Source organism: Mycolicibacterium sp. 624, from assembly GCF_040548615.1.
In the GTDB taxonomy this organism is placed as follows: Bacteria; Actinomycetota; Actinomycetes; order Mycobacteriales; family Mycobacteriaceae; genus Mycobacterium.
Genome location: NZ_JBEPRZ010000010.1, coordinates 152185 through 171759, shown reverse-complemented (window position 1 = coordinate 171759; position 19575 = coordinate 152185). Strand labels below are relative to the sequence as shown.

At 63.6% G+C, this 19575-nt stretch carries 17 protein-coding genes; 7 read left to right on the top strand and 10 right to left on the bottom strand.

All coding sequences use genetic code 11. The annotated features are described in order from the left end of the window. Nucleotides 1-3 precede the first annotated feature (3 nt). Both ABIA65_RS31085 and ABIA65_RS31080 read right to left on the bottom strand, forming a co-directional pair. Nucleotides 4-600 carry a TetR/AcrR family transcriptional regulator gene (locus tag ABIA65_RS31085; RefSeq protein WP_354526022.1) on the bottom strand — a complete coding sequence of 199 codons (597 nt, stop codon included), beginning with the start codon at nt 598-600 and terminating at the stop codon, nt 4-6. Between the two features lie 419 nt (nt 601-1019). Then, complete coding sequence (locus tag ABIA65_RS31080) at nt 1020-2648, bottom strand: amidohydrolase (protein WP_354525971.1); 1629 nt, start codon at nt 2646-2648, stop codon at nt 1020-1022. 515 nt (nt 2649-3163) lie between these two features. On the opposite strand from ABIA65_RS31080, the gene ABIA65_RS31075 reads away from it, so the two are divergent. Both ABIA65_RS31075 and ABIA65_RS31070 read left to right on the top strand, forming a co-directional pair. After that, nucleotides 3164-4999, top strand: a complete 1836-nt coding sequence (locus ABIA65_RS31075) for a purine-cytosine permease family protein (protein WP_354525970.1) — start codon at nt 3164-3166, stop codon at nt 4997-4999. Nucleotides 5000-5038: 39 nt separating this feature from the next. After that, nucleotides 5039-5584: a MarR family winged helix-turn-helix transcriptional regulator gene (locus tag ABIA65_RS31070; RefSeq protein WP_241404086.1), complete on the top strand. Its 546-nt coding sequence runs from the start codon at nt 5039-5041 to the stop codon at nt 5582-5584. A 105-nt stretch (nt 5585-5689) separates the two neighbouring features. On the opposite strand, the gene ABIA65_RS31065 is transcribed toward ABIA65_RS31070, so the two are convergent. Further along, nucleotides 5690-6322, bottom strand: coding sequence for a Mur ligase domain-containing protein (locus ABIA65_RS31065; protein WP_354525969.1), 633 nt, complete (start codon nt 6320-6322; stop codon nt 5690-5692). Between the two features lie 136 nt (nt 6323-6458). After that, nucleotides 6459-6878 (bottom strand): histone-like nucleoid-structuring protein Lsr2, encoded by a 420-nt coding sequence (locus ABIA65_RS31060; RefSeq protein ID WP_241404088.1) that lies wholly within the window; start codon nt 6876-6878, stop codon nt 6459-6461. An 848-nt stretch (nt 6879-7726) separates the two neighbouring features. On the opposite strand from ABIA65_RS31060, the gene ABIA65_RS31055 reads away from it, so the two are divergent. After that, nucleotides 7727-8224 (top strand): HAD domain-containing protein, encoded by a 498-nt coding sequence (locus ABIA65_RS31055; protein WP_354525968.1) that lies wholly within the window; start codon nt 7727-7729, stop codon nt 8222-8224. 76 nt (nt 8225-8300) lie between these two features. After that, a complete protein-coding gene (locus ABIA65_RS31050) occupies nt 8301-8930 on the top strand; it encodes a histidine phosphatase family protein (RefSeq protein ID WP_241404090.1) in 630 nt (209 codons plus the stop codon). Nucleotides 8931-9268: 338 nt separating this feature from the next. Here the strand turns inward: ABIA65_RS31050 and ABIA65_RS31045 are convergent, their stop codons facing one another. Next, on the bottom strand, nt 9269-9841 hold the full coding sequence (locus tag ABIA65_RS31045) for a TetR/AcrR family transcriptional regulator (protein WP_241404091.1): 573 nt from the start codon (nt 9839-9841) through the stop codon (nt 9269-9271). A 128-nt stretch (nt 9842-9969) separates the two neighbouring features. On the opposite strand from ABIA65_RS31045, the gene ABIA65_RS31040 reads away from it, so the two are divergent. The 3 genes from ABIA65_RS31040 (at nt 9970) to ABIA65_RS31030 (ending at nt 14072) form a co-directional block, all read left to right on the top strand. Further along, on the top strand, nt 9970-12357 hold the full coding sequence (locus tag ABIA65_RS31040; RefSeq protein WP_354525967.1) for an MMPL family transporter: 2388 nt from the start codon (nt 9970-9972) through the stop codon (nt 12355-12357). Further along, the gene (locus ABIA65_RS31035; RefSeq protein ID WP_354525966.1) at nt 12354-12839 is read left to right on the top strand and encodes a hypothetical protein; all 486 of its coding nucleotides are present in this window, start codon (nt 12354-12356) and stop codon (nt 12837-12839) included. Before ABIA65_RS31040 ends, ABIA65_RS31035 begins: the two co-directional genes overlap by 4 nt. Before the next feature lie 105 nt (nt 12840-12944). Beyond that, nucleotides 12945-14072, top strand: coding sequence for a GGDEF domain-containing protein (locus tag ABIA65_RS31030; protein ID WP_354525965.1), 1128 nt, complete (start codon nt 12945-12947; stop codon nt 14070-14072). Between the two features lie 298 nt (nt 14073-14370). Here the strand turns inward: ABIA65_RS31030 and ABIA65_RS31020 are convergent, their stop codons facing one another. From ABIA65_RS31020 to ABIA65_RS31000, 5 genes are all read right to left on the bottom strand, one after another. Next, a complete protein-coding gene (locus ABIA65_RS31020; RefSeq protein WP_354526025.1) occupies nt 14371-14745 on the bottom strand; it encodes a hypothetical protein in 375 nt (124 codons plus the stop codon). Nucleotides 14746-14987: 242 nt separating this feature from the next. Continuing rightward, nucleotides 14988-15593 (bottom strand): trimeric intracellular cation channel family protein, encoded by a 606-nt coding sequence (locus ABIA65_RS31015; protein ID WP_241404095.1) that lies wholly within the window; start codon nt 15591-15593, stop codon nt 14988-14990. Nucleotides 15594-15637: 44 nt separating this feature from the next. After that, nucleotides 15638-16624 (bottom strand): LacI family DNA-binding transcriptional regulator, encoded by a 987-nt coding sequence (locus ABIA65_RS31010; protein WP_354525964.1) that lies wholly within the window; start codon nt 16622-16624, stop codon nt 15638-15640. 72 nt (nt 16625-16696) lie between these two features. Further along, complete coding sequence (locus ABIA65_RS31005; RefSeq protein WP_354525963.1) at nt 16697-17968, bottom strand: M20 family metallo-hydrolase; 1272 nt, start codon at nt 17966-17968, stop codon at nt 16697-16699. Then, complete coding sequence (locus ABIA65_RS31000; protein WP_354525962.1) at nt 17965-19419, bottom strand: aldehyde dehydrogenase family protein; 1455 nt, start codon at nt 19417-19419, stop codon at nt 17965-17967. The genes ABIA65_RS31005 and ABIA65_RS31000 overlap by 4 nt, the downstream gene beginning before the upstream one ends. Nucleotides 19420-19575: the final 156 nt, after the last annotated feature.

The following is a 19575-nucleotide window of genomic DNA, read 5'->3' as shown; positions in this document are numbered from 1 at the left end:
CCGTCACCGGAGACCGAGAAGCTCAAAGCCGGCTTTCTGCGCAAGCTCCCGTGCGCGACTCTCGGTGACTTCCGAGTCGTTAAGGGCTACTTGGGCTGTCATGCCGTCGAGCATTGCGGCCATTACCACCGCGAACTCACGCTCGTCGACGGAGGCATCGATGTCTCCGTTGATCTGGCCCTCGCGAACGACATGGGTGATGAGGTCTCGCCACGCACGTGCATGGAACGCGCGCGCCTCTGCTATCTCGACGTGGCGTTGAGCCTGGGCCAACAACTCGAAGTACAACCCCCACTGCATACGAGTATCGTCGTCGTCCGCTGCGCACGCCATCTCGATGAGTATGGTCAATCGGTCTTTGACAGATTTCGCGCGGCCAAGCCTCACCAGGGCCGCCTCGCGGAAGTCGGACTCCGAGCGCTTGAGTGTCTCCAGCAGGAGATTCTCCCGCGTTTCGAAGTGGTAGAACACCAGGGCGGTGCTGACGTTTGCCCGCTGGGCAACGTCGGCAATGCGGGTGTCGCTATATCCTCGCTCGATGAGCGTCAAGGCTGCAGCGTGGATGATCGCATTTCTGCGACTCTGATTCTTAGCCGTCATGACCGGCGGGTTGCGGTCATCGCTGACCTCTCCTTCCTCCGGGTTGGTTGACCGGTGAATCAGGTTGCAATTGTATCGTCTCCACGACCGGGCGCCGCGCGGCCTGAGTTTGCCCGCCATCGCATTGGCCACCGGCAGCGTCCCGGGCAGGTCAGCGGTTGCTCAGCCGATGGCACGATTGCGGCCAATGCTTGTCTCGGTCGTATTCAGCGATCGCGGGGCCTCACCGCTCGGTCGCGTCCCTGCAACCAAACCGCCGCTGTCAGATTCGAGTTGGTCTCACACCTCGTTAGCCGCAGCCAACCATCAGATTGGTTTTATGTGAACGGAATTGGAGGATTGATTCCTCACCGCGCGACCGTGGCGCACGGAGCGTCGCGCCAGCGGTTGATGGGCCGCGGCGGCTAAGTCGCATCTGCCTACTGTTCGTAGACGACGGCGCCGGACAGGACCGTGTAGATGACTTCGGCCTCGCCTACCGAACCAGTCTTCGGGTCGAAGACGTTACGGTCAATGATGGCGAAGTCAGCGCGCTTTCCCACCTCGATGGAACCGCCGCCACGGTCGTGGTTCACGTAGGCACTACCGGCAGTGAAAGCCCTCAACGCGGCAGGCAGTGTGAGGGCTTGGTCGGGACAAAATGGACGTGCACCGCGATCGGCTGGGTCGGTACGAGTGACCGCGACCTCGATCTGCTCCAGGGGATTGGCGGTTGTGACCGCCCAATCACTACCCATTGCTAGCGTGGCGCCCGCGCGTGCGAGGTCCCCGAAGGGATACATCGCCCGGAGGCGACTCTTTCCGATCTGGGGCGCAGTCATGTCAGTGATCGTCGCATCCGCTTTTGCCCAGAACGTCTGACAGTTGGCAACTACTCCGAGGGCGCGGAATCGGTGGATGTCATCTGGGTGGACCAGCTGAACGTGGGCGATGTGGTGACGGTTGTCGCCAGCGCCGTTACGGACCTGGGCAACCTCAACGGCGTCCAGCGAGGCCCGCACCGCACGATCGCCGATGGCGTGCATGTGGACCTGGAAGCCACTCGCGTCCAATGCGGTAACTGCAGCTTTGAGCATCCTCTCGTCCACGTGCATCATGCCGCTGTCAGGCTGAATGCCGCCGCAACCACGGCAGTATGGCTCAAGTAGCGCTCCCGTGTAGTTCTCCAGGATGCCATCGACCATGATCTTGACGGTGCCAGCCCCAAAGGAGGGCCGCGTGCATTGGTTACGTTCCTCGATAAAGCGGTCGATCTGTTCCAGTCCCTGGTCCCACTCCCACCACTGAGCGCCGACTACCCGGGTGGGTAAACGCCCCTGGTCGGCTAACGAGCGGTAGGCATCCGCAGTTGCGGGGGTGACCCACGCATCTTGCCACCCGGTGATTCCTAGGCTCCAAAGATGGTTCTGCGCTTCGAGTATGGCGTGTTCCCAGGTCTGCCGGGATGGTATTGGCACGTGAATCTTGTTGAAGTCGAACGCCGCTGCCTCTTGAAGCGTCCCGATCGCCTCTCCGGTGTCTGGGTCGCGTTCGATGCGCCCATTGGGCGGGTCCGGTGTGTCGTCATCGATTCCGGCCCGGCGAAGGGCCTCCGAGTTCACCCAGGCTGCGTGGACATCACGGCTGAACAGGAATACCGGCCTGTCTGGACACACCTTGTCTAAAAGTCGCTTTGAGGCAACGCCGCGCGGGAAGTGTTCGAGAGACCATCCTCCGCCGATGATCCACTCGATGTGTGGGTGGGCTCGTTCGAATGCGGCGATGCGGCTGAGATAGTCCTCGACCCCGCCGAGAGCTTCGAGATCGACGTGGAGACGGTTCAGCCCGGCGAAGGGTGCGTGTACATGTGCGTCCTGAAATCCCGGGACGACCAAACCGCAAGGGATGTCGATGACCTTGGTGTCGACCGTTGTCGCCGCAGCAACATTGCGGCTGCCCAATGCCACGATTTGTCCGTCCCTCACCGCGATTGCGTCGGACCAGCTTCCTGCAGCATCAGCTGTGTAAACCGATCCGTTGCGGATCACCAAGTCTGCAGTGGTGGTCATCTTGCCTCCGGTGGTCAAGTCAGGCTGTCGGTTCCGTAGCGAGGATGACTCTGCAACGCCACTTTGCGGCGCGACCCCAGCGGCCCGGCTGCGATGTTCGTCGACTTTCGTGGCGTCGTGATCAACAGTCGAGGCACGTTGGATTCCTGACTGCGTGATCAGGGACGATCCTGGCTCTTGAAGCCCTTCGAGTCAAGGGCTCGGGAATCTTGCGTTGGATCGTCAGGATCATCCATCGGCCGCTCGCTGGACCGCTGCTTGTTGCGATGCCTGCGCAAAAGCGACAAACAATAAGGTTATCTCTTGGCTTGTCGCGACGAAGATATAGAAGTACAAAGTCCACCTCTGCGGGCCGAGGAGTTGCGCTCGAAGTTTGAGTGGCAAAACTGATCGCGCAGTCAGTTGTTCGGTTATGCTGCGCTTCGGGGCAACGTGCTGGGGCGGCCTTCAAGCACCTATGGCCGAGGGTGGCGCACTCTGCGGTTGATCAGTCGAGTTTCGAGGGGGAAGCCGCGATGTCACCAATACCGCAGACGCCCGGAAGCGAACATGCGACGAGGATCGAATCTCACTCCGTCGATGTCGTACCACTGGCCGAGCGGCACGGGCGGCTCGCGAGCTTGGGGGCGGTGTGGTTCGTCTCTAACCTTAATCCTACGGCGATGGCGATCGGCATAGTGGTCCTTACTCTTGGGGGAACGCTGTTTTGGAGCCTCGCCGCCATGATCCTCGGCTCAGCTGTCGGCACCATCTTCATGGCCTTGCACTCGACTCAAGGCGCTCACCTTGGACTGCCTCAGATGATCCAATCGCGTGCACAGTTCGGGTATGTGGGGGCGGCGGTCACAGTGTTCTTGCTGGCATTCGTCAACTACCTCGCGTACAACACGATGGACGCGATGCTCGTCAGCGATGCAGTTAACACGCTTACGGGTCTTCCCGTGAGCCTGGGCTATGTGTTAGCGGTGGTGATAGCTGCCTCCATCGCCTTGTTCGGGTACGACATGATCCACAAGGTGAGCCGCCTGCTCGTCTTTCCCACGCTGTGCGTAATGGGGGTGATGACCGTTGGCGTACTCACCCTCGACGGTATATCCCCGGCGCTCCTTACCCCTGGCTCATTCGATGTCGCCGCGTTCATGACAGCGTTCGTAGTCACCGCGGGGTTCCAGCTTGGCTGGGCGCCGTACGTATCGGACTACTCGCGCTACCTGCCCGCTTCCACGTCACCACGGAAACTGTTCTGGTGGACCTACATTCCCAGCGCGAGTTCGGCGATCTGGGTGTTCGTCATCGGGGCCCTCGCCCAAATCGGAACTAACTCCAAGACACCCGTCGCGGCGTTCATTGGCGCCGGCGACGCCGTATACCCGGGCGCCGGAAGGGTCGTCGTCTGCGGACTCCTCGTCACGCTTCTCGTCGTGATGGCAATCAACCAGTACGGCGGTAGCCTGACGTTGTTGTCTATCGCAGATTCAATCAAACCCATCGAGTCCACGCGCATGAAGCGAGCGGCCGCCATCGTGATCATGGCAATGATGGTGTGGACGATCGCCCACACGGTCGGCGAAGCCCGATTCAACGAGTTCTACAGCAACGCACTGATATACCTCGCCTACGCGTTCACCCCTTGGACCGCCATCAACCTGACCGACTACTTCGTCGTTCGTCGAGGAAATTACGCGGTGAGCGACCTGATCGATCCGAGTGGGGGCATCTACGGCCGGTGGAACTGGCGGGGCAACGTCGTCTACGCGGCGACGTTGACGATCATGGTTCCCTTTATGGTCACGTCGCAGTTCGTCGGTGTATTGGCCCAACGGATCGACAACGTCGACCTCTCACTCCCGGTAGGCCTTGCGGCAGGCACGATGCTATACCTGGCGGTATCGAAGGTCCGCGACCGCGGTGCACAACCGGCGTCGGACGTACCGCGGCGCCAACGAGACTCGAAGTTCTGGCCCAGCCCATGCATTGGTGACTCGGCCATCCCCGCACTATCCACGCCCACTGACTACCAACACCACCTCGCCGTTGCGGTCGTGAACAGCTCGTCGAATGAGATTGAGAACACCCAACCCGGCCGCCAAGCCGTCGGCTCAGTGCAGGCAGTCGAGATGGGGTGCTGTTCGAGTCGCCAACTGAACCTAGCGCTGGGACTACAGGGTAGGGATCGGGGGTCGGATTGGGTTGCCCACCAGTCGGTCCCGTACGCCGATCCCGTTGCCGTCGACAGTTCGGGCGAAAGCGTCGACAATCGCCGCGGAGTCCACTCGGCCGTCGGTATGATCAGGGCCCGTCGCAATGGAGAGCCAACTCGGTCAGTCGGCATAGGCCGCCTGACCCCGTAACCACCAAACGGAGCCCAGGCGCGGGAGGTATTTCGTCCGATGGCAACCGAACTCGCTCGGATCGCCGTAGTCCTGAAGAGAACACTCGAATCTCTTCATGGATCCGTCGACGACTTGGCGCGCGAATTGGTGAGGGTGCTCGGCGTCAATCAGACAGATCGACGTGCCCTGGAACTCATACTCCTTGCGGGCGAGAAGGACACGACGCCGGGACTTCTAGCCGACCGGCTCGGCCTCACTGCCGCTGGCACCACAATCGTGCTCAACCGCCTGGAGAAGCTGGGCTACGTCAGCCGATCGCTACATCCGACCGATCGGCGCCGAGTAATCGTGTTGGCCACAGATCTCGCCGCTCGCCGCACCTCGGAACTCGTCTCCCCGCTGCTGGATCAGGGCGGCAAGATGTTGTCGAGCCATTACAACGCGGCGGAGATTGCCCTGATCGTCGAGTTCCTCACCCGCACAGACGAACTACAACAAGCTCATCTGAACCGGATGCGCGAATTGGATCCTTACCCTCATCAGGCGTCATCGTCGATCTCCAGAACCGCGCACGCACTGCATACGCCCTTGACGTTCGACTAGACCACTAGATGTGGCTATGACGTTTACCGTTTCGGAGCTACCGAGTTGCAGGACGAGGCCAACGCCACCACTGAGTTGACGGGTATTCATCACGCTCTTGAACGCCTACTTCGCCGCCGCCGCGAACTCGTCGAAGGCCGCCGCGTATGCCTCTTTCGTCCCGTAGAAGTCGAGGTGATCGGCTCCCACATTGGTCACCACGGCGATCTCGGGGGCGAACGCAACGAACGTCCGATCACTTTCGTCGGCTTCGGCGACGAAGACGTCTCCCGTCCCGAGATGGGCACTAGTCCGTGATCCGATCAGCTCGGCGCCGATGGCATAGCTTGGGTCCAAGCCAGTGTGTTGAAGAGCCACGGTGAGCATCGAGGTGGTGGATGTTTTCCCCGCCGAGCCCGCGATGCATATGGCGCGATGATTGGCCATCAACGCGGCAAGCGCCTCCGCTCGGACCATGACCGGTAGCTGGCGCTGCCGCGCCGCCACAAGTTCTGGGTTTTCCTGCCGAATGGCCGTGGAGATGACGACCGTAACCTCGACGTCGGGCAGATTGGCGGAATGGTGCCCTACGAACACCTGTGCACCAAGTTCGCGCAACAGATGGACGTTCGCCGACTCGATCGTGTCAGAGCCGGACACCGCAACACCGCTGCTCAGCAACAGGCGCGCGACGCCAGTCATCCCCGCACCACCGATACCGACCAGGTGCGCGCGTCCGCCACATACCCACGAAGTCATGTCCAGGAAGTTTCCCACGCGGCGTCGCCCACAAATCCGGTGGCCGTTCCGTTTGGTTCGAGGTGGACCGTTTCGCGTGGTGCGCGGTGACCGCGACGGAAACCTCGACCGCGTCCGTCTGGCGTGCTGGGTCCGGTCAGTGTGCCGCGTCGTAGGCCTGGAGGACTGCCGCCGACATCCGTCCGCGGGTAGAAACGGTGTGCCCGTTGTCTGCTGCCCACTGGCGAATCGCGCGAGTGCGCTCCGGGCCAGAGATGACTGCCTCGGCGCGCTTTCTCGGAGAGGTCTTGCGCCGTGTGGACGGTATCGGAGTGCGTGCTTTTCGCGGTGCGGGTTTGGCTGTTTTGCGGGCCGTCCGCGCGTCGCGGGATTGGGCTTTCTTGGCGGCGGTGATGTAGCGAGAAACGTCCTTATCGAACTGGGCGCCGTTCTTCTTGGTCAAGACGAGTGTGTAGTCCTGCCCTCGATATGAAAAGTCAACGGTGTCAACCGATTCTGCGTCAATCGATGTCCCTTCAAGGTCGTCGACGTACTCGATTGTCACTATCTTGCCCACGGAGGTCCTTTCTCAGTTCGCGCAATTGTCTTGTGAAGCCTAGCGCGCTGCGCGCCGGGCGAACGGTTCAGCTACGTCTTGCGTCTATCGGTTGTGATGTCTTTGGCGGTTCGAGCGGATCCGCAAATGGCGGGCTCGTCGGCGAAGACGCACGGTTGGCGATCAGACGCACACTGGCAGAACGTGGAATCGAACTCACGGTCGGTGACGGACGATGACTTCATCCTGGTGGGTGCATGCGGGTCACCTCCAACCTCAATTGCGGCAGTCGCAGTGCCAAAGGCTTCAAGGAGGCGGCGTTTGTGGTGCGGCGCAGCTGTGATCGGATCCGTTCGGCCGACGCAGTCAAGGCGCGGTATTGCGAATCACGGTGCTGGAAGCCCATTCTCCCACTGCACCGTGAACAGGTTCCCCGAGCGCATAGACAACAGCCGCCTGCGCGAGTGGACACGAAAGTGAGAGTTCGAGGCGTGGACACCGACAGAGAACGTCGTCATTAACGCAGTTCAGCGCTTCGCGTGTGGACATAAAACTTGAGAAGTCATACCAGGCGACGGCGTAGGTTCTCAAACCGGCGTCGTATTCTCATCGGCCGTGTCATGTCGATTTCATATGTGACATGAAAGTGAGACACCGCGTAGATCGACTAAGGAACTGTTCTCAGTGCGACTAGAGCTTGCGGTGGTGGACCACGGTTGGTTCTAAGCTCGTCCGCTCATCTCCCGCGACGAGTTGGCCGGACTTTGTGCTGACCCGGAAACCGTGGGTTCGTTGCGCGCCCATCCCTCAGTACTTGTTTACGACCGGCGATGACCTCAGGCGGGTGGCCGGCCGGATAGTTTGTCGGGGTGGCCGCGCGTGCGCTGTTGTTTCTGGACGTGGATGGCACCCTGCTGCCCAGCGATGGGGAGGTGCTCGATGCGACGCTTGTTGATTGGCAGGAATGGCAGAGCCACCGCAACCCGCGGCTGGCCCGTGTGGACCGCGCGCACGGTGGCCGTCTGTTGAGACTTGACTGCGATCTGGTCTGGGCTACGGCGTGGATGCACGACGCCAATGCGGTGATCGCCCCGCTGCTCGGGCTTGCGCCGTTACCAGTGGCTGATCTGCCCGAGGCGCCTCTGGAAGATCCCGTCGATGCCCTGCATTGGAAAACGGCGGCGCTGGTTGCGGCTGCCGGTGGGCGTCGCTTCGTCTGGCTCGACGACGAGATCTCCGACATCGATCGCGCGTGGGTCGGGGCACATCACGACGGGGCGGCGTTGCTTCATCGGGTCGATCCGACGTTGGGGCTGACTGAAGCTGACCTCACCGTGGTCGGTGACTGGCTGGGGTCCGCTGAATGAGGGATCTGCATATCCGGCGATTCCGCGGGGGCTCCTGGGTAATGCCGGCTTCAGAGTGCGCGGCAGGATGGTGTCGATGCGCACAGTGCACGTGGTTGTCCACCCCGAGGCCACTCATCACGTCACCGGTGTGGTGGGTGGGTGGCACGACTCGAGTCTCACCGACCGCGGTGTGCGGGATGCACTTGCGATCGCCGCCGCAGTATCGGCCGATGTTCCGGCGGGGGAGCAGGTCGTGGTGGCCACCTCCGATCTTCGGCGTGCGATCCAGACCGCGGACCCGGTCTGCGCCGAGCTGGGTGTGACCGCGATCGTCGATCCCCGACTGCGGGAGAAGTCTTACGGCACCGCTGATGGACGTCCACAGTCGTGGCTGAACGACCGGTTCGTGCCGCCCCCAGCCGATGGCGATCGGATGCGCCATGACGAAGGCATTCCCGGAGCGGAGTCAAAGGCCGCGTTTGCCGGTCGGATCTACGCAGCTGTTGATGATCTACTTGGCCACGATGCGTCACATTTGGTGGTGGTGACCCACGGTTTCGCGTTGACGTTCGTGGTGAGTGCCTTCATGCGGCTGCCGATCGATGTGCTCGGCTATGTGAATTTCCGCAGCCGTCCTGGGGGAATCACCGTGCTGCGCGACGACGAGCATTTTCACAACCGCCAGCTCGTCCAGTTGAGTGACCTCGCCCATCTGCAGCGCTGAGGCCGACCGAGATCCCCCCACCGGCCGGCCTCAGCTGGAAGTCCTCCACCGCCACAGTCAGTCGCGGCGAGGCGTTGTCATCAGTGATGGTGCGCACCGACGGGGCGCGAGCTTCGATGTTATTTTCTCATCCGCGATGTCATGCGGATGTCATAGATGACAGGGCAATGGGATTCGCGCCCGCTCGCTCCAACGCTTCGGGTGGGTGTGGGGTGCTTCCTCAACTTGGCGGGATCTCACGGCTAATGGCGGAGTTGCGATGGCGGATTCGCCCGATTGAAGAGACACGCGGTGGTGCGAACCTTCCTGATTCGGCGAAGGACGGCACGTGGCGGTGTTCAGGGGAGTTGTTGGGCGCCGGTGGGGTTGAGTCCGTCTAGTAAGAGGCTGAGGTAGCGGCGGCGGGTGTGGCGGTCGAGGTTGGTGCCTTGTAGTCCGCTGATCACCATGGCCAGGAGGTTGGGGATGTCGGTGGCGTGCAGGTCGGGTCGGAGGTTGCCGACGTGTTGGGCGCGGATGACTGCTGGGGCGATGGTGTCGAGGTTGCGGGTGAATAGTTCGGCGGTCACATCCGCCATGTTGCCCAGTGACAGCACCAGACCGCGTTGCCGGCCGAGCGCCGTGAGGAGGTTTTCGGCCATGTCCAACAGGACTTCTCGGGGCGCGTCACTGCGTTCGAACTCGCTGATGAGAGGAGCCACTTCGGTGGTGAAGAGGTCGTCGTAGACGGCCTTAGCGAGTGCCTCACGGGTGGGGAAGTGCCGGTAGACGGTGGCGATGCCGACACCAGCCTCGGCGGCGATGCGGTTGAGGGTGCCTGAGCCGTCATCGGCGGCGAACACGGTGCGGGCCGCGGTGAGGATTCGTGTGATGCTCGCGAAAGCGTCGGCTCGAAGTGTGCGCTTCGCCATAGAACCTCCCAATAAGTGGACCCCACCACCTTAATTGATATCTGCATATCACTTATTCAGACTAGCTGATAGATAACTATCAATTAGTTCGCGAGGCTGCTGGCCCGCAGATCCATGAGGGAGTGCTGGTGTCGTTTCTTCTGTATCGAGTGGGCGGTTGGTGTTACCGGCATCGGTGGGTCGTGCTGGCCGGGTGGCTGGTGCTGATCTGCGGTGTGGCCGCGGTTTTGGTGACCAGTCCACCCACCCTGAGTAACGAGATTCGGATCGACGGAACACCGGCGCAGGAGGTACTTGATGACCTCGCGGTGAAGGTGCCGGAGTCGGTGGGCGGCCAGGGCATCATCGCGCTGCAGTCCGACGGGGGCCGCATCGATGAAGGCGCCCGGTTGACGGCGCTGTTGTCGGCCGTCGATGGCGTGTACACCAGCCCGCATGTGCTGGATGCGCGGTCGGCGCTGGCAGGCGAGATCGCCAAGGGTCCGCAGAGTCATCTGTTGCAGGCCACCGCAGCAGTGTCGAATCACGGTGACACGCAACAGCAGCCAGGATCGAGTGCGCAGCCGTTGGTCGTGGATGGCCAACCGGTACCCGGAGTGAGCATCTCCGCCGACGGGCGGACCGCGCTACTGCAGTTCGCATTCGATCAGCAGACCTTCGAGCTACCGGAGGGAACCGTCGACCACGTCATCGCCGCCACCGAGAATGCGGTGGCTGGCCACGGTATCGCGGCGCTGCCCTCGGCAGCGATGTTCCAGATTCCCGACATTATCGGCGTCGCCGAGGTCATTGGGGTGGGCGTCGCTGCGGTGGTCCTGACGCTGACCCTCGGTTCGCTGGTGGCCGCCGGGCTGCCCCTGGCCAGCGCGCTGGCTGGAGTGGTCGTCGGTGTCGGCGGCACACTCGCATTGTCGAATCTGGTCGCGATGCATTCGCTGACAGTGGTCCTGGGACTGATGATCGGTCTGGCCGTCGGTATCGACTACGCCCTTTTCGTCGTGAACCGGCAGCGCCGCTTCATCCTCGATCATCAGCTCGACGCACACCACGCGGCCTCACGCGCGATCGGAACCACAGGCAGCGCAGTCGTTTTCGCCGGCGCGACGGTCATCATCGCGCTTTTGGCACTGACCGTCGTCGGCATCCCGTTGTTGACGACGATGGCACTAGCAGCCGCGGCCACCGTCGCGATCGCCGTCCTGGCCTCGCTGACGCTGCTGCCCGCACTGCTCGGATGCGTCGGGGAACGGACCTGCACACCGACGGCACGCCAGCGAGCAGCGGCGACATCGGCTGCCCGCGGATCGGCGCATCGGTTCGCCGACACCTGGTCGCGCATCATCGTCAAGCACCGACTGCTGGCCATCGCCGCATCCGTGGGTATAGCGGGCCTACTCGCAATCCCGGCACTGAACATGAATCTGGGCCTGCCCTCGGGTGCGAGCTATCACCCCGACACTGCCCAACGGCAGAGCTTCGACGTGGTGGCCGAGGCGTTCGGCCCCGGATTCAACGGCCCACTGGTCGTAGTGGCCACCCATCGCGACGACGCACCGCTGCCCCCTGCCGCGACCGCGGCGATCGCCAAGGATCTGCACCGTATCGACGGGGTTGCCGCGGTGACCGTCGCCGGGGCCGCCGCGGACGGAAGAACGGTGCTGTACTCCGTCATTCCCGAGACCGGGCCCACCTCGCCCGAGACCGCCGATATCGTCACCGCGCTGCGCGACGATGCCGCGACGATCGCCGCGCATACCAGCGCCGACATCGGTGTCACCGGCTTCACCGCACTCGGAATCGATGTGTCCGACAAACTTGCCGACGTGCTGCCGGTGTATCTGGCCGTCGTGGTGGGACTGTCCCTGGTGATCCTGCTGGTGGTGTTCCGCTCGATCCTGATACCGCTGAAAGCCACCCTGGGATTCCTGCTCAGCATCGGTGCGGCCTTCGGCGCGACCACTGCACTGTTTCAATGGGGCTGGCTGCAGCCGCTGTTCGGGATGCATGCCACTACCCCGGTGCTATGCCTGCTGCCAATCATCGCCACCGGCGTGCTCTACGGCCTGGCCATGGACTACGAGGTGTTCCTCGTCTCGTCGATGAAAGAAGCCCACACCCACGGTGAGCACGGACAGCGCGCCGTGATACGCGGATTCGGCATGGCCGGCAAAGTGGTCGCCGCGGCCGCGATCATCATGACCAGCGTGTTTGCCGGGTTCATCTTCAATCCCGAACCCATGATCGCTCAGGTCGGCTTCACTCTGGCCTTTGGCATCCTGGTTGACGCCTTCTTGGTCCGCATGACACTCGTGCCCGCCGTCATGGCGGCCCTGGGTGATAAGGCCTGGTGGCTGCCTGCCTGGCTCGATCGTCTGCTACCCGACCTCGACATCGACGGCAACAACCTGCAACGCCGCCTCACTGACGCGACCACCGAATCCCGACACCGCCGATCCGATACCGACATCGCCGATCTCGGTACGAGCGCGCCGCTGGGGGGAGGGCACGCTTCATGAGCCCCCATCGGCAAGGACCGTCCGCCGCCGGCCTCACCGGCATGGGCCCCGGTGAGCAACGCAAGCTCGTCGCCTGGATATCCACCGTAGCTATCGGCGCCGGCTACGCGAGCGCCACCCGACTCGCCACAGCGCTAAGCGACCTGGAGGGCTGGAATTTCAGGGATTTTCGGGACGACGAGGCACTCGCCGACTTCTACGCCCGTTACGCCTACTCGCGGGCGCGCGATGAGATCAACGCAGTCCTGCGCCGGCACGGCTGTCGCCGCATCACGCCGATCGTGGAACACTGCGCCCGCGTGCACCTCTCCGACGCAGTCGTCCCTGCGGTGTGGAACAGCGCGTTCACCAACCCTTCTGAAAAGGACCTCGACCAGAACATCTGCGCAGGCCTTGACGCAGCAACATTGAATCTGGCCGCCCAGCTCACCCAACTCCTCAACACCGACGATCACAAGCCGACACTCATGTGTGATCTATAACGGTGAAGTCCTGGGACAAGGCCACCACGCCATCTGAAACACCCGCGATCCGACAGCTGACAAATCTTAAGCCTGGTGTGACGTGCCTCCCTAAATTGCCAATGTGTGTCATTAGCGGTTCGCTGGAGCCTTTACTTTCGGGGCAGTTATCAGATCATGGAGTGGCGAGCGATGTGCCGGCAGCAAAGGCTTCAGCACTACGAGTGGGTCAGTGCCTTCCTCCGAGCGCGTGGTGCGCTGCGCGCGGTGCGCTTTTCCGTCGCGGCGATGGCGATGGCGATGGCGATGGCGGTGATCATTCTGATCATCGAGGCCGGCGGCCCGCGGACCCAGCCAGCGCAAACGATGATGTGGCTCGCCGCCGGTGGAGGTGTCGCGAGCGCGGTGCTATGGCTGTGGCGCTGGCCGTCGCGTACCCAATCGATCGTGTTCGTTGCAGTGACCACCGGATCGATCTCACTGGCGTGCTTGGCCTACCCAGATCCATTGGCTGCGCTGCTGGGATGTGTTGCCTTCACCGCCATCGCCGGCTACGCGGCGTTCTTTCATTCCACCAGAGTGGTCCTCGGCGTTTTTCTTGTTATCACCGCAGTGGCGCTTACCCCGACTGTGCAACTGGCCAGCCAAGGCCGCATTGCGCTGTCAACGGTCGATCTATTCTTGGTACTGCAAGCAAACATCGCCGTAGCGGTCGCTATTCATACCTTGCTGCGGACAGTGAAAAGAGACCTGGCTGTCGCCGATCTCGACCCGCTGACCGGACTGCTGAATCGTCGCGCATTCCGCAGACAACTATCAGCTCAAGTCTCACAGGCCAGCCCGGGGAGATACCTATGCATAGCCCTCCTCGACATCGACAACTTCAAGCTGCTCAACGACACGCACGGACATGCCGCCGGCGACCACGCGCTCGTCACCGTCGCTGACGCACTACGAGCCACCGTTTCCCCGACAGCGATCGTCGCGCGCAGCGGCGGCGAAGAATTCCTCGTCGCTGATCTCTTGTCATCATCGGGCGACATCATCCACTACGAGCACCTCTGCACCACGATTGAGAAACTGCCGGTACCCGCGACCGTCAGCGTAGGTACCTCGTGGATGAAGCTGGACCGGCTAACTCACCAGGACCTCGGCGAAGCCACGAATAGCCTGATCGCCGCCGCCGACATGGCCATGTACCGCGCGAAAAGAAACGGCGGAAACCAATGCCACCATCATGACACCTTGCCCTGACGCTGAACCGCCGCACCGCGACCATCTGAGACAGGATCTGATCAACCTCGTCTCTTTGTAAACGAGACAACACCGGTCGAGGTTGCACACGGGGTCTAGGAATTGAACGGGTTCGTTAGACAGCGGCGGCGGAGTCGTCGTGAAACAGTTCGCAATCGCGCAGGCCCCCCGGGTATGCCATATGTCGTCGGAGCTGAGAACCTGCAGCCAATGCGGGTACCGAGCAGTCGAGCAGTTCGCCAACGCGCTGCGGATCGAATTGGCTCACCGCGGCGTCGCTGTCGGCTCGGCGCACATGTCACTTGTCGAGACCCCGATGCTGCGTGAAACCGAAGCGGCGGCAGCCGAATTTCGCGCGCTGGTTCAAACCACTACTGGCGACGCGGCCGGCTGCGTTCTCGCTCACCCGGCAGTTCCGGCGCATCGAATCAGTCACAGCCGCCACCGAGTACTCGGCGGCTGATGCCGCCAGCTCGTCCAGTTGAGGGACTGCAGCGCTGAGGCCGACCGAGATCCCCCCACCGGCCGGCCTCAGCTGGAAGGCCTCCACCGCCACAGTCAGTCGCGGCGAGGCGTTGTCATCAGTGATGGTGCGCGCCGCCCGGGATGGGCGCTGCGGCTTCGCGAGATTCGCGAACCTCGGCGCGATAAACAATCGCGTGAGGCGTGCCAATTCTGAGCCGGCAAGTCAGTTGCCGCAATGATCGTGACCTGCATCCTGGGGTAGGGCTGGATGGCGTCACGTGAGGATTGGAAGTGGGTTGGTTCCGCTGCGGTTCGCAGCGGGTGAGAGCCGCTTCTCGGTGCGGCCGCGGAGATGACACGAATCTGAGACAGATTCCGTATGACATCCGGAGAGACACCGCCGATCGCTGCAGCTCAAGCCCTGTCGCATATGACACTGAATTTGAGAACCTACGTTTGCCGTGGTTTCGGAAGGCTCCACCCGCGCCACAGTGCGAGAAGCCGCAGTCCGGTCGCGGCCACGGTTCCGACGATGAGCGCCACGCCTCCGCTCATCGACGCCGCATGCGCGGTGGCGACCATGGCCGATCCCACCAGGGCCGGCACGGCATACAGATCGGCGTGGAGCAGCAGTGGGATCTCATTGACGAGAATGTCGCGCAACACCCCTCCGCCGATGGCGGTGGTAGCTCCAACCAGGCACGCCGCCAGGGGAAGTGCTCCGTGTGCGAGGGCGACGGCGGTCCCGGTGCTCGCGAACAGACCCATCCCCAGTGCATCGAGGATGAGGACCTCGCGGCGTAAGCGGCCGAACAGCGGCGGGAGTGCGAAGACGGCGAGAGCTGTGCCGAGGACGGCGCCGAAGACCGGCCAGCTGCTCAGCGAGGTCGGTGGGGTGATGCCAAGCAGGACATCGCGCAGCACACCGCCGCCGACGCCCGTGAAGGCTGCGACGGCGCAGACCCCGAAGAGGTCGAGTCGCTTGGACACACCCACCAGCGCGCCCGAGGCCGCAAAGGCGACCAGGCCCACCCACTGCAGGATCTCGAGGACCACGGACTACGTGGACTGTTTCGGGACGCCGCTGACGCTTTGCTCCCTCATCGACGCGGAGTGCTGGTGGAATCGCGGACGATCAGCTTGGGCTTGATGATGAGGGAGGTCGCGGTGCGCTTCTCGATGAGTTCGATGAGTTGTTCTGCCGCGGCGTGGCCCATGCGGGTGATGTCGGTCCGGACGCTTGTCAGCGGTGTCTCGAGGTAGGCCGACTGGGGCAGGTCGTTGTAGCCGGCGACGGCGGTGTCACGGCCGATCTTGAGTCCGGCGTTGACGAGTGCCCGTGAGGCGCCGATCGCCGTGTGGTCGTTCGTGCAGAAGATGGCGGTCGGCGGTGCGGCGCGGTCGGCCAGTAGTGCTGTGACGGCGTCGAATCCGTCCTCCACCTGGAAGCCGCCGTGTGGTGCGATCCGCAGCCGGGCGCCCGATTCGGCCCTGACCGTGGTGGTGAATCCCTGGACGCGGTCGACGGCGGTGCGGGCTTGCGGAGGTCCGGGGATGACGGCGATGTCGCGGTGGCCGTTCTCCAGGAAGTGCGCAGCGACCAGATGGCCGCCGTACACGTCATCGGCGGCGAAGGACAGCTCATCGTCGCAGCCGCGCATGGCGAACACGAACGGCATCGCGTGGTTGGCGAGTTGGTGCGGGATCTCGTTGCCGATCTGGGAATCGCAGAGGATGAGCCCATCGACTCGACGCCCGAGCAGGGTCGATATCGCCGTCGTGCGGGTGTCGGTGTTGTCGTGGGTGGCGACGACGGTGGAGAGGTAGCCGCGGCTGCGGGCGGCCTCGTCGATCGCCGTGACGACCATGCCCATCACGATGTCGGTGAGCCGGGAGACCACGACACCGAGCAGGTGGGTGCGGCCGCTGCGCAGGTTCGCACCGTTGGGGTCGGCGACGAAGCCGGTCTGCTCGGCGAGCTGCTGAACGCGGGCGATGGTGGCCGCGGCGACTCGTTTGTTGTCACCCCGAAGCGCCCGCGACACGGTGGAGACGTCGAGGCCGGCGAGTTCGGCGAGCTGTTTCATGCTCAGTTGAGGCAGGGTGCGTCCTCGGGGTGGTGTCGTCATGTGCGTTCGAGTCGTTGTTGCTGGTGGATCCTAACGTGCCCGTCCCGCGGTGGCGGCCTTGTCGATGCGTATCAGAGCGTTGAGGAGCACGGTGGCTCCGTCGACGATCTCCGCTGCGTGGGTGAACTCCTCGGGGCAGTGGCTGCGACCGTCTTGGGAGGGGATGAAGATCATGGCGGTGGGGATGTGTTTGGCGATGATGGCCGCATCGTGTTCGGCTCCGCTGTAGAGGCGGGACTGATGCAGGCCGAGGTCTTCGGTGGCGCCCGCGCAGATGTCCAACAGCGAGGTGTCCATGAGCGCCGGGCTCTCGCTGGGGACCCAGTCGAGCTGTAGTTCCACACCGCGTTGGCTCGCCTGGGCCTGCGCGGCGACGTCGAGCTGGGAGGCGGCGTCGGCGAGCCAGTCCAGGTCTGGGCTGCGGAATTCGCCCGTGAGGGTGGCGGTCTCGGTGATGACGTTGACGGCGGTGGGGGAGAAGGTGACCGCGCCTGTGGTGCCCCGCCCGTCGGGGTGCGACGACGCGATCGCCTCAATGGCCAGCACGGTTCCGGCTGCGGCGCAGCCCGCGTCGCGGCGATGGCTCATCGGTGTCGTGCCTGCGTGATCGCGCCGTCCACTGAACAGACCGCGAAATCGGGTGATTCCGGTGATGGAGGTGACGAGACCGATCTGGCTGCCGTGGGCCTCCAGGTAGGGGCCCTGCTCTATGTGCAGTTCGAGGAAGGCCCGGATGGTGCCGGTTTCCACAGCGGCACTGAGCATGTCGACGGCGTTGAGGCCGGCGCCTGGCAGTGCGTCGCCCAGTCGGGTGCCGTGCTCGTCGCGGCGGTTCAGGTCTGCCGCGCTCAGGTGCCCCATGAGTGCGCGAGAACCCAGACAGCTGAGCCCGAAGCGGTTGGGCTCCTCAGCGAAGAAGTCGACGACCATCAGGTCGTGCGTGAGCGTCGTGCCTGTCTCGCGCAGCGTGCGCACGGCTTCGAGTGCGGCCACGACGCCGACGTTGCCGTCGAAGCGTCCACCGCCCTCGACAGTGTCGGTGTGGGAACCGGTCATCAGCGTGCCGGCGGCCGGGTTGGTGCCGGGCAGAATGCCGATGACGTTGCCTGCGGCATCGATCCTCGAATCGAGACCGGCGTCCCGGAAGCGGCGCAGTACCCATTGACGGCCGGCGATGTCGATGTCGGTCAGCGCCTGGCGGGTGTAGCCGGGCGTCGTGTCATCGATCAACGAGGCCAGTTGAGCCAAGTCCTCGTCGATCCGGGTCGGCTCGACGAGGGTGGCTGGAGCGTGAACGGTCACCGGATGTCCACCGCTATGGCCTTCACCTGGGTGAACTCGTCGAGGGCGTACCGGCTGCCGAGACGGCCGCGGCCCGACAGCCGACCTGCCGCGCCACCGAACGGGACGCTGTACTCCCAGTAGTTGGTGGTGTCGTTGACGACGACCAGACCGCAGTCGATCTGCTCGGCCATCGCGAACGCCTTGGAGACGTTGGTGGTGAACACGGCCCCGACCAGGCCCAAGTCCCCGGAGTTCGCGGCGGCGAGAAGCTGATCCTCGTCGCCGAGGACGGAGATCGAGGCCACCGGCCCGAACGTCTCCTCGGTGAAGATCCGGGAGTCTTTGGTGACATTGGTCAGGACCGTGGCGGGGTAGTAGTAACCGTCACCGGTGATCGCCGCACCGCCGGTGAGCACCGTGGCGCCGTTGGTGACGGCGTTCTCGATGAGGGTGTCGAATCGGTCGATGCTGGCTGCCAGATGGACCGGTCCCAGGGTGGTCGAGTCGTCGAGCGGTGATCCGCTGACCCTGCGGACAGCCTGTTCAGTCAGTGCCGCAGCGAGATCGTCGGCGAATCCGGCGGTGGTCAGAATCTTGCCTGCGGCGCTGCAGACCTGCCCGGCGTTGAAGAACGCGGACGCGCCGATTGCCTCGGCGGTGCGCTCCAGGTCGGCGTCGGGTAGCACGACGATGGGGGAGTTACCGCCCAACTCGAGCAGCAGGCGCTTGTCCCATGCGGCCTTGGCGATCGCATGTCCGGTGGTGCTCCCGCCGGTGAAACCGACGGCGACGACTCCTGGGTGCGTGACCAGGTGGTTGGCGGTCGCCACCTCATCGGTCAGAATCAACTGCAACAGTTCCTGCGGAAAGTCCGCCTCCAGCAGCACTTTACGCAGTTCGGCGGCGACCGCGGCGGTGGTGGGCGCCGGTTTCCACACGACCGCGTTGCCGCTGACCAAACCGGGGCCGATGTACTCGACCGGGATGTTGACCGGGAAGTTCCACGGAGTGATGACGGCCCAGACACCGATCCCGGTGCGACGCACGAGCACCCGCTTGTGTGGATCCTGAACATGAGGCACGTCACCGGAGGCGGACAGCACCGCGTCGGCGGCGCTGTCGAAACCGGCGGCGGCGAAGGCGATCTCGCCGCGTGCCTCGGTGATCGGCTTACCGTGTTCACTGGACAGGACCGTGGCCAGACGCTCGGCGTTCGACCGGATGGCCGCGGCCGCTGAGCGGGCCCATCCCGCCCGGGTGTGGGCAGTCTCGCGGGCGTACCTGCCGTATGCCCGCTGCGCGGCGCTGACGGCGATGTCGACGTCGCCGATGCTCGCCGCGCTCACTGCGGCAAGCGGATGGGCCGTCGAGGGGTTGATCGTGTCGAAGACTCGGTCACCCGATCTCCACTCGCGGTCGATCCACGAGTCGGTCACCAGGTCGGTCGGGGCGGCGGTACTGGCGGTCATCGTTTCTCCTCGAATCCGGCGCGGTGTGACACGGACAAACGTAGCAAGCATTCGGCCACTTGCCAATCGTTTGGCATCGATCTACCGTGTGTTCGACGTCGAGTCGAGCCCGTACTTCGACGACGGGTGCGTCGTGCGCGCTCGAGCGTGCGAGCG

What these genes read in the sequence shown, in the direction of transcription:
- ABIA65_RS31085 (WP_354526022.1), bottom strand. Translation starts at nt 600, where the DNA reads ATGACGGCTAAGAATCAGAGTCGCAGAAATGCGATCATCCACGCTGCA.
- ABIA65_RS31080 (WP_354525971.1), bottom strand. Translation starts at nt 2,648, where the DNA reads ATGACCACCACTGCAGACTTGGTGATCCGCAACGGATCGGTTTACACA.
- ABIA65_RS31075 (WP_354525970.1), top strand. Translation starts at nt 3,164, where the DNA reads ATGTCACCAATACCGCAGACGCCCGGAAGCGAACATGCGACGAGGATC.
- ABIA65_RS31070 (WP_241404086.1), top strand. Translation starts at nt 5,039, where the DNA reads ATGGCAACCGAACTCGCTCGGATCGCCGTAGTCCTGAAGAGAACACTC.
- ABIA65_RS31065 (WP_354525969.1), bottom strand. Translation starts at nt 6,322, where the DNA reads ATGACTTCGTGGGTATGTGGCGGACGCGCGCACCTGGTCGGTATCGGT.
- ABIA65_RS31050 (WP_241404090.1), top strand. Translation starts at nt 8,301, where the DNA reads ATGCGCACAGTGCACGTGGTTGTCCACCCCGAGGCCACTCATCACGTC.
- ABIA65_RS31045 (WP_241404091.1), bottom strand. Translation starts at nt 9,841, where the DNA reads ATGGCGAAGCGCACACTTCGAGCCGACGCTTTCGCGAGCATCACACGA.
- ABIA65_RS31035 (WP_354525966.1), top strand. Translation starts at nt 12,354, where the DNA reads ATGAGCCCCCATCGGCAAGGACCGTCCGCCGCCGGCCTCACCGGCATG.
- ABIA65_RS31010 (WP_354525964.1), bottom strand. Translation starts at nt 16,624, where the DNA reads ATGAAACAGCTCGCCGAACTCGCCGGCCTCGACGTCTCCACCGTGTCG.
- ABIA65_RS31000 (WP_354525962.1), bottom strand. Translation starts at nt 19,419, where the DNA reads ATGACCGCCAGTACCGCCGCCCCGACCGACCTGGTGACCGACTCGTGG.